Raw genomic sequence first — 14479 nt, 5'->3', positions numbered from 1 at the left:
GACTCCGGGGCCCTTCGTTCTCCCTTCCCTGGGATCCCCGTCAGTCACCCGGGAAGTGACAGGCCACCTCTCGCGAGGCGGCGGACCGGAGCACGGGCCGCTCCGCCCGGCAGATCTCCCGCGCCTTCGGGCACCTCGGATGGAAGGCGCACCCGGGTGGCGGGGCGGCCGGGCTCGGGGGGTCGCCGAGCAGCACGATCCGCTCGCGCCGCCGCTCGGCGGCCGGGTCCGGCAGTGGCACCGCGGACAGCAGGGCCCGGGTGTAGGGGTGTTGGGGGTTCTCGTACAGGGCGCGTTTGTCGCCGATCTCCACGATCCGGCCCAGGTACATGACGGCCACCCGGTCGCTGATCCGCTTGACGACGGACAGGTCGTGGGCGATGAACACGTACGCCAGGCCCAGTTCCGCGCGCAGCCGCTCCAACAGGTTGACGATCTGGGCCTGTACGGAGACGTCCAGGGCGGAGACGGGCTCGTCCGCGATGACCAGTCGGGGTCCGGTGGCCAACGAGCGTGCGATCCCGACGCGTTGGGCCTGACCGCCGGAGAACTCGTGGGGGTAGCGGTCGACGTGTTCGGGGACCAGGCCGACGAGTTCCATCAACTCGACCGCCCTGCGCCGGGCGTCGGCCGCCGACCAGCCCTGCACGAGCAGCGGGTCGGAGATGATCCGGGCCACCGTCTGGCGCGGGTTGAGGGAGGAGTGCGGATCCTGGAACACCATCTGGAGGTCGCGCCGCAGGGGCCGAAGGGCGCCCTGGGAGAGCCGGCTGATGTCCCGGCCGTCGAAGGTGACACTGCCGGAGGTGGGCTCCAGCAGCCGTACGAGCATCCGACCGGTGGTGGACTTCCCGCAGCCCGACTCCCCGACCAGCCCGAGGGTCTCGCCCGCCGCGAGGTCGAAGGAGACCCCGTCGACGGCGCGCACGGGCGCCCCCCGGCGCCCGGTCACCGACCGCCTGCCGGGAAAGGTCATGGTCAGGTCGCGTACGGACAACAGGGTGTCCGCGACGGCGTCCGCCGAGGTGGGCCCGGTGGTGGGCCCGGTGGTGGGCGTGGTGGTGAGCCCGGTGGTGGGCGTGGCCATCAGGCCACCTCCTTCGCGTACCGGGTCCCGGCGTGGTGGCAGGCCACCGTCCGCCCGACGGCATGGGCCGCGAGTTCCGGTCGTACGTCCGTGCACAGCGCGGTGGCCATCGGGCAGCGCGGGGCGAAGGCGCAGCCCGGCGCGGGGGTCCCCGGCGAGGGCGGGGAGCCGGCGATGGCCCGCAGCGGGGCGTCGTCCGGGTCGTCGAGCCGGGGCAGCGAGTCCAGCAGCCCACGGGTGTAGGGGTGGGCGGGGTCCGCGAACAGCGCGTCCACGTCCGCTCGTTCGGCGACCCGGCCGCCGTACATGACGAGCACCTCGTGGGCGACGCGGGCCACCACCCCGAGGTCGTGGGTGATCATCACGACGCCGAGGCCCCGGTCCTGCTGGAGGCGGGCGATCAGCTCCAGGATCTGGGCCTGCACCGTGACGTCGAGCGCGGTCGTCGGCTCGTCGGCGATCAGCAGGTCCGGTTCGCAGGCCAGGGCCATCGCGATCATGGCGCGCTGACGCATGCCCCCGGAGAACTGGTGCGGGTACTCCCCCGCCCGCCGGGCCGGTTCGGGGATGCCGACCTCGCCGAGCATGTCGACCGCCCGCTTGCGGGCGGCGGCCCGCCCGGACCGCAGGTGCACGCGGACGTGCTCGGCGATCTGCTCGCCGACGGTGTAGTAGGGGTGCAGGCTGCTCAGCGGATCCTGGAAGATCATGGCCATCCGACGGCCGCGGATCCGGGACAGCCGCTTCTCGGACATCCCGGTGAGTTCCTGCCCCTCGAGGGCGACGGAACCGCCGACCTCGGCGCCGCGGTGCAGGCCCATGACGGCGAGCGAGGTGACGGACTTGCCCGAGCCCGACTCCCCGACGATGCCGAGCGTGCGGCCCGCCTCGACGGTGAAGCCGAGCGAGTCGACGGCCCGGACCACCCCGCGCGGGGTGGTGAACGTGACGCGCAGGTCGCGGACTTCGAGCAGTGGCGGCGGTGGTGCGGGGGCGTCCATCAGTACCTCACCCTCGGGTCGACGACGGCGTACAGGAGGTCCACGGCGAGATTGGCGAGGACGATGAAGAAGGCGGCGAGCAGGGTGACTCCGAGGACCACGGGCTGGTCGGAGCTGACGAGCGCCCCGTAGAACAACCGCCCGACGCCGGGGAGTCCGAAGATGGACTCGGTGATGACGGCGCCGGCCAGCAGTCCGCCGAGGTCCATGCCGAAGATGGTGAGGATGGGGGTCATGCCGGAGCGCAGCCCGTGTTTGACCACGACGGTGCGTTCGGGCATCCCCTTGGCGCGGGCGGTGCGGATGTACGGCTCGGCCATCGCCTCGATCATCGAACCCCGGCTCTGGCGGGCGTACATGGCGGCGTAGAGCAGGGCGAGCGCGGTCCAGGGCAGGAGCAGGTTGGAGGCCCAGCCGAGCGGGTCGTCGGCGAGGGCCCGGTAGGTCGGGTAGGGCAGCAGTCCCGCGACGCGGATGACCCCGAAGATCAGCATGACCGAGGTGAAGTAGACGGGCAGTGAGGCGGCGGCGACGGCGCCGACCATGAGCGTCCTGTCGGTGGCGGTGTCCTTGCGCAGGGCGGCGGTGACCCCGGCGCCGAGACCGAGGACCAGCCACAGGACGGCCGCGCCGACGGCGAGGGAGGCGGAGACGGGGAGCCGGTCCATCAGCAGGTCCCAGACGGGCAGGGAGTTCTCGTACGAGTAGCCCAGGCAGGGGAAGTCGCACCGGACGGCGTACTGGCCGGTGCCGAGGGTGCGGCCGGTGAAGATGCCGGTGAGGAAGTGGCCGAACCGGCTCCAGAGGGGCTGGTCGAGGCCGAGGTACGCGCGGACGTCGGCGAGTCGTTCGGGGCCGCAGGTCTTGCCGCAGGCGGCGGCGGCCGGGTCGGAGGGCAGGACCTGGAAGATGACGAAGGTGACGGCGGCGATGGCGAGGAGCACGCCCGCGAGGGCGAGCAGCCGGCGGGCCAGGTAGAGGATCACGTCCGTCCGCCCCTCGGGTCGAGGATGTCGCGCAGGGCGTCGCCGAGCAGGGTGAAGGCGAGGACCGCGAGGAAGAGGAAGACGCTCGGGATGACGAAGTACACGGGGTCGGTCTCGTAGTAGGCCACGGACTCGGCGATCATCTGGCCCCAGGACGGGGTGGGCGGGCGGACCCCGACACCGAGGTAGCCGAGAGCGGCCTCGGTGCTGATCATTCCGGGGATCAGCAGGGTGGTGTAGGCGATGACCGGCCCGGCGACGCCCGGGAGGACGTCGCGGGTCAGGATGCGCCAGGAGCCGGCGCCGGCGACGCGGGCGGCGTCCACGTACTCGCGGTGTTTGAGGGAGAGGGTCTGGCCCCGGACCACGCGGGCGACGCCGGGCCAGCCGAAGAGGCCGATGACGGCGGTCATGAGCACGATCCGGTTGACGTCCTTGGCCACCGAGAGCATGGCGATCATGAAGATCAGGGACGGGAAGGACATGGTGAGGTCCATCAGGCGGGAGAGCACCGCGTCGACGCGGCCGCCGAAGTAGCCGGCGGCGATCCCGGCGGCCGTGCCGACGGCCACCACGATGGCGGTGGCGGCGAAGGCGATCAGCAGGGAGACCTGGGCGCCGGCCACGACGCGGGCGAACAGGTCGCGGCCGGTGACGGGTTCGACGCCCAGCCAGTGCGCGGAGCCGATCCCGCCGAAGGATCCGAGGGGTTGGCCCGCGAGGTAGGGGTCGATGGCGGACTTGTCGAACTCGTTCGGGGACCAGCCGCCGAGGGAACCCAGCCAGGGGGCTCCGACGGCCATCAGGACGAAGAGGAGGACGACGCAGAGGCTGACGCGGACGGTGGGGCGGCGGCGGAGTTCGCGCCGGGCGAGCTGCCAGGGGCTGCTGCCCGGGGGAACGGCCTTGCCCGGGGCCGCGGCGGGTTGGGATGCGGCGGACTGGGATGCGGCGGACTGGTGGTGGGCGCGTTGATGGTCGGCGGGCCGGTGGTCGGCAGGCTGGTGGTCGGCGGGCCGGTGGTCGGCGGGCTGGGATGCGGCGACTCGGTTGTCGGTCATGGCTCGACGGGCTTCCGGGTGTCCGTCGGGCCTCAACCCCGGCTCTTCGAGGGGTCCTTGAGGCCGATCGCGGCGTAGTCGACGGTGCCGGTCCACACCGGGTGGCCGAAGGCGCCCGCGATGTTGGTGCCGATGAGCAGGGGCTTGCGTTCCAGCAGGACCGGGACGGAGGGGGACTTCTTCATGATCTCCGCGTCGAGTGCGATCCAGGCCCGTTCGGCCTGCCCTGCGTCGGACATGGCGTTGATCTCGTCGATCCGCTTGGTCGTCGCCTCGTCGCGGAACTGGCTGTAGTTGCCCTGGTTGCCCTTCTCCTTGACGGTGCGCCCGTCGAAGACGAAGGGGATCCAGGTGGAACCGGAGGGGTAGTCGGGGCACCAGCCCGCGAGGGTCATGTCGGGGGTGGTGGAGAGATCGCCGATGACGTCGTAGTACGCACCGGGGTCGATGGTGTCGATGACGACCTCGACGCCCGCGCGGGACAGGCCCTGTTGGATGGCCTCGGCCTTGCCCTTGTCGCCGGTGGAGACGGCGAGGGACACCTTCAGCTTCTCCTTGCCCGCGGCCTTGAGGAGTTCCTTGGCCTTGGTCGGGTCGCCGGCGGGCGGGATCTTGAGGGTGTCGGCCTGCCGGCCGCCGGAGAGGGCCGGGGGCAGGTAGGCGGTGGCTGGCTCGTTGAGGGCGGGGCCGCCTCCGGCCGTGACCACGGCTTCCTTGTCGACCGCGTACTGCATGGCCTCGCGAACCCGGGGATCGTCGAAGGGGGCACGGGAGTTGTTGAGGTGGAGCATCTCCGTGCAGCCCTGGGACTCGGCGAGCAGTCGGGCCTTGACGTCCGCCTTGGGCAGGACCTTCGGCGCGCTCTCGGGCCGCATGTCGGAGTACTGGACGGCGGAGGCGTCCGCCCCCTCACCGGCGATGATGCGGTCGTCGATCTGGCCGCCCTTGAGGCCCATCACGACGACGAAGCGGTCGGGATAGGCCTTGCGGACGGTGTCGGTGCGGGCGTCCCAGTGCTCGTTGCGGACCAGGACCAGTTTCTTGTCACGGTCGTACGACTCGATCTTGTAGGGACCGGAGGAGAAGGGGCGGGCGTCGTAGCGGGTGCCCGTCTCCTTGGACTGCGGGACCGGTGCGAAGGTCGGCAGGGTGGCGGTGGCGGAGAAGTCGGCGACCGGGCGCCTCAGTTGGAAGACGATCGTGCGGTCGTCGGGCGTCTTGATCGAGTCGAGGTGTTGCCCTTGGAGCGGGCCCTTGTAGCTCTCGCCGCCGGCCAGGTACTGGGCGGCGTAGTCGGGTCCGCCGGTCAGGTCGGGTGCGAAGGAGCGCTCGACGTTGTACTTGACGTCCTGGGCGCGGACGGGGGTTCCGTCCTCGTACTTGACGCCCTCCTTGAGGGTGAAGGTCCAGGTTCTGCCGCCGTCGGACGGGGTGCCGAGGTCGGTCGCGAGGTCGGGCACCAACTCGCTGCCGGCCTTGCCGGGTTCGGCCTTGAAGGTGACGAGCGTGCGGTAGAGCAGGCGGGTCCCGAAGTCCATGGTCGGCATGGTCCAGTTACGGGCCGGGTCGAGGTGGGAGAAGTCCTGGTTGGACAGGACGGTCAGGGTGCCGCCCTTGGTCGGGGTGCCGCCGAGCGTCTTGCCGTCGTTGGCCGCGGCGGGGTTGGCGGCGGGGCCGCCGGCGGAGCCCTTGCCGCCGGCGTCGGAGCAACCCGAGGCGCCGACGGCGAGTGCCGCCACCAGAGCGGTGGCGAGGGCGAGTTGGATGCGCTTGGTCATGGGTCACTCCAGGGAGGGGCACTCTCTACGATGTGACCGGTAACATAGTAATGTGAAATTGCACTGACAAGGGTTCGGTCGCGCCGTTACCCAGCCGTGTTCAAAGGTCGGCGACGTTCGGGCGACATCCACCGGGCGTCGACGATCACGACAGGCCCTCCGAGGGGGCCGCCGACCCGCTGTGACATGCCCCACCCCCTCTTGCCGCGAGAAGGAAGGGTTACCTAAGTTCGACCGTATGCCCCCACATGACCCCACCCCCACCACCGGCCCGGACGACCCGGCGCTCGTCGGCTTCGACGTCGATCTCACCGCGCACGAGGTGCTCCGGCGGGCCCACGTCCTGGACGCCCTCGGCGACGACTGGGATCCCGTCGAGGTGCTCCGCGGCGAGGAGGCCGCGTACGACCTGCTGTACTCCGGCCTCGACGAGGAGCAGCAGCGCGTGCACGACCGGCTCGTCGCCGCCGGCGTGCTCTCCCCGCGCGGGGGCGGCCGTGCTGCCGCTTGACCCGCAGGCGGATCCCGGACGCCGCGCCTGGGTGCCCTGCCCGAGCTGCGCGGACGACCGCGACTGCGCGCCGTGCGGGCAGGGGCGGACCTGTTCCGCCCACTGGCGCTACCTGCTCTCCAACAACGGGAGCCTGCTCCACCTCCAGTGCCCGGCCTGCACCCACGTCTGGGCGCACGAGAGCGGCTTCGGCGCCACCCGCTCCCTGTGGAGCCGGGTCACCGGCGGCGGCTCACGCCTCTGATCCCGCGCGGGCCCGGAGCACCGGCCCGCGCGGGGGTCGACCGGAGGCGGCCGGACCGTACGGCGCCGGGCCGCTCAGGGCCGGGCGGCCCGCACGGGGCCGTCTCAGACGCCGGAGCCGAGCCGGCCCGGCGTGCGTCCCACCGGCTCGTCGCGGCCCTGCGCCCAGAGGGAACGCACGTGGCCGAGGTGGCGGACCATGCACGCCTGGGCGCCCTCGGCGTCACCGCTGATCATGAGGTCGAGCAGCTCGATGTGCTCCTCGGCGGAGGAGACCAGCTTCCCGGCCTCGTCGAGGCCGGTCAGGCCGTAGAGCCGGGAGCGCTTGCGCAGGTCGCCGACCGTCTCGACGAGGCGGTCGTTGCCGGAGAGGGCCAGCAGGCCCAGGTGGAAGCGGCGGTCCGCCTCCAGGTAGCCGATGAGGTTGTGCTCCCGGGCGCTGGTGACGATCTCCAACGCGACGGGGCGCAGCGCCTCCAACTGCTCGGTGGTGGCGATCTCGGTGATCCGGCCGATGGTCGGAACCTCGATCATCGTGCGGAGTTCGGTGTACTGGTCGAGGTCGCGTTCGCTGACCTCGGTGATCCGGAAGCCCTTGTTGCGGACCGGTTCCACCAGCCCCTCGCGGGCCAGGTCCAGCATGGCCTCGCGCACGGGGGTGGCCGAGACGCCCAGCTCGGCGGCGAGGCCGGGGGCGGAGTACACGCTCCCGGGGCGCAGTTCACCCGCTATCAGGGCTGCTCGCAGGGCATGGCCGACCTGGTCCCGAAGTCGTTCCTGGGCCTTGATGAGACTGTGCTGCTTCAGGTCACCCATTGCGTTTTCCTCCGAGACCACTACACCAGCGGCGAGCAGAGGCCAGCGTACAATGTCACGTTGCGCGGCTTGCCCCGGCGGCCCGGAACAGGGCGACCGCCACGGCGAGATCCTCCCAGGCCATGCCCACACTCTTGAAGAGTCGCGGGGCATCCGCCCGCCCCGGCGGCGGGACGCGTCCGGCGACCAGGTCGGCCAGGGTGCCCGCGACGTGGCCTGGCCCCAGGAGGCCTTCCGCCTCCGGGATCAGCAGGTCCCCCGCCTCACGCAGGGCCGCCGCACGCGCCTCCACGTACACGACCGCGCGCCGTACCAGGGCGCTGTCGGTCTCCCGGGCGTCCGGCTCGTGGGAGCCCACGGCGACGACGGTGGCGCCCGGGGCGACGAGCCGGCCGTCGAAGAGGGGTGCGCGGGCCGTGGTGCAGCAGACGATCAGGTCGGCCTCCGCCACCGCGGACGCCGTGCCCGTGCGGGCCGCGGCGCCGAGGGCGCGGGCGTGCGCGACCAGTTTCCCGGCGCCGGCCGGGTCGCGGGCCACCACCACGACGTCCGCCGTCCCCCGTTCGGCGAGGACGGCTTCGAGGTGTCCGTACGCCTGCGGCCCCGACCCGAAGAGGACCATGCGCGATGGATTCTCCCCCCGGGCCAGGTGGCGCAGCGCGAGCGCCGACACCGCCGGGGTGCGCAGGGCGGTCAGGGCGGCGCCGTCGAAGAGGGCGAGCGGGCTCAGCGTGGGCCCGTCGAGGAGCAGGTACGAGCCGGTGATCCGGGGCAGGCCGCGGGCGGGGTTCCCGGGGGCCACCCCGGCGACCTTCACGCCGGCGTACCCCCCGAACGCGGCCGGCATCAGCAGCAGTTCCCCGCCGGGCACGGGCAGGGCGGTGCGGGGCGGGCAGGTCTCGGGGTCGAGCCCGGCCCGCAGCGCGTCGGCGAGGGCGTCCGCCGCCTCGGTCGGGGTGAGGAGCGCGGCCATCCGCGCGGCGGGCCACTGGGGGATCACAGCAGGAACCCGGTGCCCAGGTCGTCGTGCGGGTCGAGGGTGAAGGTGTGCTCGCCGGTGCGGTGGGCGGTGCCGGTGACCTCGGTGACCGGCGCGTCGGGTGCGGTCCCGGGCAGCAGCCGGCCGGTGAACCGCGTTCCCAGGACCGATTCGTGGAGCAGTTCCTCCCCCGGGCGCAGCCGCCCGTCCTCGGCCAGCAGCGCGAGCCGGGCGGAGGTCCCGGAGCCGCAGGGCGAGCGGTCGACCTGCCCGTCTGCGAAGACGGTGACGTTGCGCTGGTGCGGTCCGCGGGGGGTGTCCGGCAGCTCCTCGTGGAGGATCACCCCGTACACCCCGGAGAGCAGCGGTCCGTCGGGGTGCCAGGTACCGGGGTGGCCGGCGAGGGCGGCTCTGATCTCCCTTCCGGCGCGGACCAGTTCGGGCAGCGCCGCGCGGGAGACGTCCAGCCCGAGGTCGCGTGCCCGGACGGTGGCGTAGCAGGCGCCGGCGTGCGCGAGGTCCACCTCGACCGGGCCCAGGGTGGTGGCCACCGGGACCTTGCGGGCGCCGATCCGGGCCGGGACGTTGCGGAAGGTGATCCCGGTGGTGCGGGCCGCCTCGCGGTGCACGGTGACGGCGACCCGTCCGGAGGGCACGTCGATGCGGACGTGCGCGTCACCGGTGTCCGGGGCGGGGACCCGGCCGCTGTCCACGGCCCAGGCGCCGAGGGCCATGGCGCCGTGCCCGCAGGCCGTGGAGTAGCCGTCCTTGTGCCAGAACAGCACCCCGAAGTGGGCGCCGTCGTCGTCCGGGGGCACCACGAACCCGCCGTACATGCCCGCGTGGCCGCGCGGTTCGCGCACCAGCAGACGCCGTACCTCGTCCAGCGGGCCCCGGCGTGGGGCCGTCCCGGAGCCGCCGGGCCCGATGGCGGTGGCGCAGCGCTCGGCGACGGTGTCCCCGGGGATCGGGGGGAGGCCGTCACAGACGACGCGGAAGGGTTCGCCGGCGGTGTGGTAGTCGACGGCGTGGACCGGGCGGGGCGCGGTGGTCACAGGAGGAACCCTCCGGGGAAGGGGTCGGACGGGTCGAGGAAGTACTGGGCGGTGCCCGTGATCCACGCCCTGCCGGTGACGGTGGGGACGACCGCCGGGAGTCCGCCGACGGTGGTCTCCCCGATCAGCCGGCCGGTGAACTCGGTGCCGATGAAGGACTCGTTGACGAAGTCCGCGCCCTGTTCCAGCAGGCCGCGGGCGTGCAGTTGGGCCATGCGCGCGCTGGTGCCCGTACCGCAGGGCGAGCGGTCGAACCAGCCGGGGTGGATGGCCATGGCGTGCCGGGAGCGGCGGGCGTCGGATCCGGGGGCGGCGAGGTAGACGTGTTTGACGCCGGCGATGGAGGGGTCCTCGGGGTGGACGGGCCGGTCGTCCGAGGCGTTGACGGCGTCCATGACGGCGAGTCCGGCGGCGAGCAGTTCGTCGCCGCGGGCACGGTCGAAGGGCAGTCCGAGGGCGTCGAGTTCGACGAAGGCGTAGAAGTTGCCGCCGTAGGCGAGGTCGTGGGTGACGGTGCCGAAGCCGGGGACCTCGACCTTGCGGTCGAGGGCGACGGCGAAGGCGGGGACGTTGGTGAAGGTGGCGGACAGGGCGGCGCCGTCCTCGACCCGGACGTCCACGCTCACCAGCCCGGCCGGGGTGTCGAGGCGGACGGTGGTGACCGGTTCGACGACCGGCACCATGCCGGTCTCGACGAGCACCGTGGCCACCCCGATGGTGCCGTGTCCGCACATGGGGAGCAGGCCCGACACCTCGATGTAGAGCACGCCGAAGTCGGCGTCGGGTCGGGTGGGGGGTTGCAGGATGGCGCCGCTCATCGCGGAGTGTCCGCGCGGCTCGTACATGAGCAGCGTGCGGACGTGGTCGAGGTGCTCGATGAAGTGCAGTCGCTTCTGCGCCATGGTGGCTCCGGGGATCACCCCGACACCGCCGGTGATCACCCGGGTCGGCATGCCCTCGGTGTGCGAATCGACCGCGTGGTAGATGTGTCGTGTACGCATGTGGACTCCCGGCGGGGCTAGTTGAGGCCTTCGGCGAGGGCCTTCTCGGTGGCGGCCCGGACCGCCGCCTCGGTCTCGCCGGTCAGCGGGAAGCGGGGCGGGCGGGTGGCTCCGCCGGGGCGGCCGGCCAGGTCCATGGAGAGTTTGATGGCCTGGACGAACTCGGTCTTGGAGTCCCAGCGCAGCAGACTGTGCAGGGACTTGTAGAGGGGCAGTGCGGTGTCGAGGTCGCCCGCGACGGCGGCCCGGTAGAGGGTGGCGCAGGAGCGGGGCAGGGCGTTGGGGTAGCCGGCGATCCAGCCGACGGCTCCGGCGAGGGCGAGTTCGAGGAGCACGTCGTCGGCTCCGACGAGGAGGTCGAGTCCGGGGGCGAGTTCCGCGATCTCGTAGGCGCGGCGGACGTCGCCGGAGAACTCCTTGACGGCGACGATGCTGCCGTCGGCGTGCAGCCGGGCCAGCAGGGCCGGGGTCAGGTCCACCTTGGTGTCGATGGGGTTGTTGTAGGCCACGACGGGCAGGCCCGCGCGGGCGACCTGGGCGTAGTGCTCCCGTACGGCCCGCTCGTCGGCGCGGTAGGCGTTGGGGGGCAGCAGCAGGACGGAGCCCGCGCCCGCCTCGGCGGCCTGGTCGGCCCAGCGGCGGGCCTCGGCGCTGCCGTAGGCGGCGACGCCGGGCATGACCCGCTCGCCGTCGCCGGCCGCCTCGACGGCCGTACGGACGACCCGGGCCCGCTCCTCGTCGGTGAGGGTCTGGTACTCCCCGAGGGAGCCGTTGGGGACGACGCCGTCACAGCCGTTGGCGATCAGCCAGGCCACGTGTTCGGCGTAGGCGTCGTGGTCGACGGTCAGGTCCTCGCGCAGGGGCAGTGCGGTGGCGACCATGATTCCGTGCCAGGGGCGGGTGCGGGCGGGCGCGGGGGTGTGCGCGTGGGTCATGAGAGCTCCCTAGAGTGGTGTGTGACATTTTACTAGTGGGCGCAGGAAGCCCACAAGGGTCCGGGATCGCGGATCGGGGTCGATCACCCTTCCTTGTCGGGCAGTTCGGCGAGCCGGCGCAGCGGGACCGGACAGGACAGCGGCCTGCGGTCCGGGTCCGGGTCCCGCCCCGCGAGGGCGGCGACGGCCGGGCCGCACATCCGGCCCTGACACCAGCCCATCCCCGCCCGGGTGAGCAGTTTGACGGTTCGGGCGTCCCGCGCACCGAGGTCGCGGACCGCCTCGCGGATCGGGCCGACGGGGACCTCCTCGCAGCGGCACACCTCGGTGTCCTCCCGCAGCCATCCGGTCCACCCCGCCCCCGGACGGTGGGCGGCGCCCATCGCCTCGGCGAACGCGCGCAGCCGCGCACGCCGGCGGCCGAGGGCGCCGGGGACGGGCCGGCCGGCGATCGCGTGGGCCGCGATCTCCCCTTCCACCAGGGCCAGTCGGGCTCCGCCGACGCCACCGGTCTCCCCCGCCGACCAGACGCCCGGCACGGAGGTCCGCTGACGCGCGTCCACCTCCAGGGCGACAACGCCGTCCGCCCCGAGTCGGGTGGCGCAGCCCAGAGCGGTGGCCAGTTCCAGTTGCGGCACCAGCCCGTGGCCCACGGCGAGGGCGTCGCAGGGGACGCGCCGGGCGGTGCCGGGCACGGGCCGCCACTGCCGGTCGAGTCGGGCCACGGTCACCGCCTCGACCCGGTCGGCGCCGTGGGCCTCGGTGACGGCGTGCCGGGTGAGCAGGCGGATCCCGTGCCGCATCAGGGCCCCGCCGTACGTGGCGGCCTCGCCGAGCTTGCCGGGGTTGCGCAGCAGCGCGGGGAGCCGGCCGGCGTACCCGGTGTACGCGGCGGCCTCCACCACCGCCGGGACGGTGGCGCCGGCCGCCGCGAGGGAACCGGCCACGGCGAGCAGCAGCGGCCCGCTCCCGGCGACGACGATCCGCCGGCCCGGCAGCACGAGCCCGCCCTTGAGCATGGCCTGCGCACCGCCGGCCCCGATCACCCCGGGCAGCGTCCAGCCGGGGAAGGGCAGTTGACGCTCGAAGGCGCCGGTGGCCAGGAGCACGGCGCGGGCCCGTACGGCGACGGCCTCTTCCTCGGGTCCGGCGACGGCGTGCAGCAGCAGCTCGGCGCCGTCCGGGACGACGGTCCACACGTGGTGGAGCGGGAGGTGGGTGATCCGGCCCGCCGACACGTGGGCGCTCAGGGCGGCCTCGCGGGTGGCGAACGCGGCCCAGTCGTGGTGCAGGACCTCGGGGCGGGCCGCGCCGAGCGCGGGCGCGGGACGCCGGTAGTACTGGCCGCCCGGCCGCTCCCCCGCGTCCAACAGGGTGACGCGCAGCCCGAGGTCGGCTGCCGCGACGGCGGCGGCGAGCCCGGCGGGGCCCGCGCCGACGACGGCGAGGTCGCGGGGCGCGCCGTCAGACGCCGAGTTCGCCACGGCCGGTCCCTTCCTGGGTGGTGACGGTGTCCCCGGGGCGGGCCGGGGTCAGGCATGCGCGCCGGTTCGGGCTCCCGTTGACGGTGACGAGGCAGTCGTGGCAGCTCCCGATCCCGCAGAACACCCCGCGCGGCGCACCGTTCTCGCGGGTGGTGCGCCAGGCGAGGACGCCCGCGCCCCAGAGGGCGGCGGCGATGCTCTGGCCCGCGCTCGCGGGCAGTTCGCGGCCGTCGAAGCGCAGGACGTACGTGGCCCGGGGCGCGCCGCCGACCAGGTCGCGGGGCGACCGGGCGGGTCCGCGAAGCAGCCGGCGCAGGGGGCCGCGCGGTGGGCGCTCGGGGTCGGTGGGGCCGGTCATCGCCTGGTCTCCTTCGGTTCGCCGGTGGCCGGGGGGCCGAACCGGTCCGGGCGGAACGGACGCGGGTCCAGCGGGGGTTCGGTCCCGGTGAGGGCCGCGGCGATCAGCAGCCCGGTGGCCGGCGCCAGGCCGATGCCGGCGCCCTCGTGGCCGCAGGCGTGCAGCAGCCCGGGGGCCCGGGGGTCGGGGCCGATCGCCGGGAGGTGGTCGGGCAGGTAGGGCCGGAAGCCGTGGTAGGTGCGCAGCACCCGTACGTCGGCCAGTACCGGGAACAGCACGGCCGCCTGCGCGGCGAGCCGGCGCAGCGCCCGCGTGGACAGGCCCCGTTCGAAGCCGACCCGTTCCCGGGTCGCCCCGATGAGCACCGGCCCCGAGGGGGTGCCCTCGACGACCGCCGAGGACTGGAGGGCCGCGGAGCCGCTGGCCACGTCCGCGATGTAGTCGGCGGCGTACACCTTGTGCCGGACCACCCTCGGCAGCGGCTCCGTCACCAGGACGAAACCGCGGCGCGGCAGCACCGGCAGGGTGGTTCCGGCGAGTTCGGCGATCCTCCCGCCCCAGGTCCCGGCGGCGTTGACGACGGCCGGCGCCCGCAGCTCCCGGCGACCGGTGCGCACCCCGCACACCCGGCCGCCCTCGGTGAGGAGCCCGGTGACCTCTTCCCCGAGGTGGACCCGGGCGCCGGAGGCGGCGAGCAGTCGCGCCGCCGCCTGCGCGGGGTGGACCTGGGCGTCCTGCGGGTAGTGGAAGCCGCCCGCCTGCCCCGGGGCCAGATGGGGTTCCAGCTCGCGCAGCTCCCCCGGTCCCACCTCGACGGCGTCGACGCCCGCGCCGCGCTGGCCCCGGGCGAAGGCGCGCAGGGCCTTCATCGTGGTGTCGTCCGGTGCGACGACCAGTCCGCCCTTGGCCTCGTACTCCACGGCCTGCGGGAGGACCTCGGCGAGTTCGCGCCACAGCCTCGCCGACAGCAGGGCCAGGTCGAGTTCGGGCCCGGCCTCCTTGTCGGAGACGAGCAGGTTGCCCTCGCCGGCGCCGGTGGTGCCCCCGGCCACGGGGCCGCGGTCCACGACGGCCACGGAGAGTCCGGCGCGGCCGGCGTGGTACGCGCACGCGGCGCCGACGACGCCGGCGCCGATGACGACGACGTCCAGGGAGTGTCTCTGGGGCACGGCAGTAATATGTCA

The 14479-nt window shown here is 73.8% G+C and carries 15 protein-coding genes; 2 read left to right on the top strand and 13 right to left on the bottom strand.

What is annotated here, in order from left to right; all coding sequences use genetic code 11:
- Positions 1–40: 40 nt before the first annotated feature.
- Genes ACFYW3_RS01000 through ACFYW3_RS00980 form a run of 5 tightly spaced genes read right to left on the bottom strand, consistent with a single transcriptional unit; the run spans position 41 to position 5913 of the window.
- A complete protein-coding gene (locus ACFYW3_RS01000; RefSeq protein WP_389385159.1) occupies positions 41–1087 on the bottom strand; it encodes an ABC transporter ATP-binding protein in 1047 nt (348 codons plus the stop codon).
- The gene (locus tag ACFYW3_RS00995; RefSeq protein WP_389385158.1) at positions 1087–2088 is read right to left on the bottom strand and encodes an ABC transporter ATP-binding protein; all 1002 of its coding nucleotides are present in this window, start codon (positions 2086–2088) and stop codon (positions 1087–1089) included. The genes ACFYW3_RS01000 and ACFYW3_RS00995 overlap by 1 nt, the downstream gene beginning before the upstream one ends.
- Entirely contained in the window at positions 2088–3074 is a 987-nt protein-coding gene (locus ACFYW3_RS00990) for an ABC transporter permease (protein ID WP_351758823.1), read from the bottom strand. The genes ACFYW3_RS00995 and ACFYW3_RS00990 overlap by 1 nt, the downstream gene beginning before the upstream one ends.
- Positions 3071–4135, bottom strand: a complete 1065-nt coding sequence (locus ACFYW3_RS00985; RefSeq protein ID WP_389385157.1) for an ABC transporter permease — start codon at positions 4133–4135, stop codon at positions 3071–3073. The genes ACFYW3_RS00990 and ACFYW3_RS00985 overlap by 4 nt, the downstream gene beginning before the upstream one ends.
- 32 nt (positions 4136–4167) lie before the next feature.
- Entirely contained in the window at positions 4168–5913 is a 1746-nt protein-coding gene (locus tag ACFYW3_RS00980; protein ID WP_389385156.1) for an ABC transporter substrate-binding protein, read from the bottom strand.
- A 238-nt stretch (positions 5914–6151) separates the two neighbouring features.
- On the opposite strand from ACFYW3_RS00980, the gene ACFYW3_RS00975 reads away from it, so the two are divergent.
- Together ACFYW3_RS00975 and ACFYW3_RS00970 are read left to right on the top strand one after the other, a co-directional pair.
- Complete coding sequence (locus ACFYW3_RS00975; RefSeq protein WP_351758815.1) at positions 6152–6424, top strand: DUF6400 family protein; 273 nt, start codon at positions 6152–6154, stop codon at positions 6422–6424.
- Positions 6411–6668 carry a hypothetical protein gene (locus ACFYW3_RS00970; RefSeq protein WP_351373781.1) on the top strand — a complete coding sequence of 86 codons (258 nt, stop codon included), beginning with the start codon at positions 6411–6413 and terminating at the stop codon, positions 6666–6668. Before ACFYW3_RS00975 ends, ACFYW3_RS00970 begins: the two co-directional genes overlap by 14 nt.
- Before the next feature lie 104 nt (positions 6669–6772).
- Here the strand turns inward: ACFYW3_RS00970 and ACFYW3_RS00965 are convergent, their stop codons facing one another.
- The 8 genes from ACFYW3_RS00965 to ACFYW3_RS00930 form a co-directional block, all read right to left on the bottom strand.
- Positions 6773–7483 (bottom strand): GntR family transcriptional regulator, encoded by a 711-nt coding sequence (locus tag ACFYW3_RS00965; protein ID WP_351758812.1) that lies wholly within the window; start codon positions 7481–7483, stop codon positions 6773–6775.
- A 55-nt stretch (positions 7484–7538) separates the two neighbouring features.
- Positions 7539–8456 (bottom strand): ornithine cyclodeaminase family protein, encoded by a 918-nt coding sequence (locus tag ACFYW3_RS00960; RefSeq protein ID WP_389385604.1) that lies wholly within the window; start codon positions 8454–8456, stop codon positions 7539–7541.
- Positions 8457–8479: 23 nt separating this feature from the next.
- On the bottom strand, positions 8480–9517 hold the full coding sequence (locus ACFYW3_RS00955) for a proline racemase family protein (protein ID WP_389385155.1): 1038 nt from the start codon (positions 9515–9517) through the stop codon (positions 8480–8482).
- Positions 9514–10518 (bottom strand): proline racemase family protein, encoded by a 1005-nt coding sequence (locus ACFYW3_RS00950; RefSeq protein ID WP_351758803.1) that lies wholly within the window; start codon positions 10516–10518, stop codon positions 9514–9516. Before ACFYW3_RS00950 ends, ACFYW3_RS00955 begins: the two co-directional genes overlap by 4 nt.
- A gap of 17 nt (positions 10519–10535) precedes the next feature.
- Positions 10536–11453, bottom strand: coding sequence for a dihydrodipicolinate synthase family protein (locus ACFYW3_RS00945; protein WP_351758801.1), 918 nt, complete (start codon positions 11451–11453; stop codon positions 10536–10538).
- A gap of 83 nt (positions 11454–11536) precedes the next feature.
- Positions 11537–12937 carry an NAD(P)/FAD-dependent oxidoreductase gene (locus tag ACFYW3_RS00940; protein WP_389385154.1) on the bottom strand — a complete coding sequence of 467 codons (1401 nt, stop codon included), beginning with the start codon at positions 12935–12937 and terminating at the stop codon, positions 11537–11539.
- Positions 12918–13295: a (2Fe-2S)-binding protein gene (locus ACFYW3_RS00935; protein ID WP_389385153.1), complete on the bottom strand. Its 378-nt coding sequence runs from the start codon at positions 13293–13295 to the stop codon at positions 12918–12920. The genes ACFYW3_RS00940 and ACFYW3_RS00935 overlap by 20 nt, the downstream gene beginning before the upstream one ends.
- Entirely contained in the window at positions 13292–14464 is a 1173-nt protein-coding gene (locus ACFYW3_RS00930) for an FAD-binding oxidoreductase (RefSeq protein WP_351758793.1), read from the bottom strand. Before ACFYW3_RS00930 ends, ACFYW3_RS00935 begins: the two co-directional genes overlap by 4 nt.
- Between the last annotated feature and the right edge of the window lie 15 nt (positions 14465–14479).

Origin of the sequence: Streptomyces sp. NPDC002602 (genome assembly GCF_042889445.1) — a bacterium.
Classification (GTDB): Bacteria; Actinomycetota; Actinomycetes; order Streptomycetales; family Streptomycetaceae; genus Streptomyces.
The sequence above is the reverse complement of the archived record's forward strand: the minus strand, read 5'-3'. Positions and strand labels throughout refer to the sequence as shown.

Bases quoted from the DNA above. Each gene is read 5' to 3' on its own strand.
- ACFYW3_RS00975 (WP_351758815.1), top strand. From the start codon at position 6,152: ATGCCCCCACATGACCCCACCCCCACCACCGGCCCGGACGACCCGGCG.
- ACFYW3_RS01000 (WP_389385159.1), bottom strand. From the start codon at position 1,087: ATGGCCACGCCCACCACCGGGCTCACCACCACGCCCACCACCGGGCCC.
- ACFYW3_RS00960 (WP_389385604.1), bottom strand. From the start codon at position 8,456: ATGGCCGCGCTCCTCACCCCGACCGAGGCGGCGGACGCCCTCGCCGAC.
- ACFYW3_RS00935 (WP_389385153.1), bottom strand. From the start codon at position 13,295: ATGACCGGCCCCACCGACCCCGAGCGCCCACCGCGCGGCCCCCTGCGC.
- ACFYW3_RS00995 (WP_389385158.1), bottom strand. From the start codon at position 2,088: ATGGACGCCCCCGCACCACCGCCGCCACTGCTCGAAGTCCGCGACCTG.
- ACFYW3_RS00965 (WP_351758812.1), bottom strand. From the start codon at position 7,483: ATGGGTGACCTGAAGCAGCACAGTCTCATCAAGGCCCAGGAACGACTT.
- ACFYW3_RS00945 (WP_351758801.1), bottom strand. From the start codon at position 11,453: ATGACCCACGCGCACACCCCCGCGCCCGCCCGCACCCGCCCCTGGCAC.
- ACFYW3_RS00985 (WP_389385157.1), bottom strand. From the start codon at position 4,135: ATGACCGACAACCGAGTCGCCGCATCCCAGCCCGCCGACCACCGGCCC.
- ACFYW3_RS00980 (WP_389385156.1), bottom strand. From the start codon at position 5,913: ATGACCAAGCGCATCCAACTCGCCCTCGCCACCGCTCTGGTGGCGGCA.
- ACFYW3_RS00950 (WP_351758803.1), bottom strand. From the start codon at position 10,518: ATGCGTACACGACACATCTACCACGCGGTCGATTCGCACACCGAGGGC.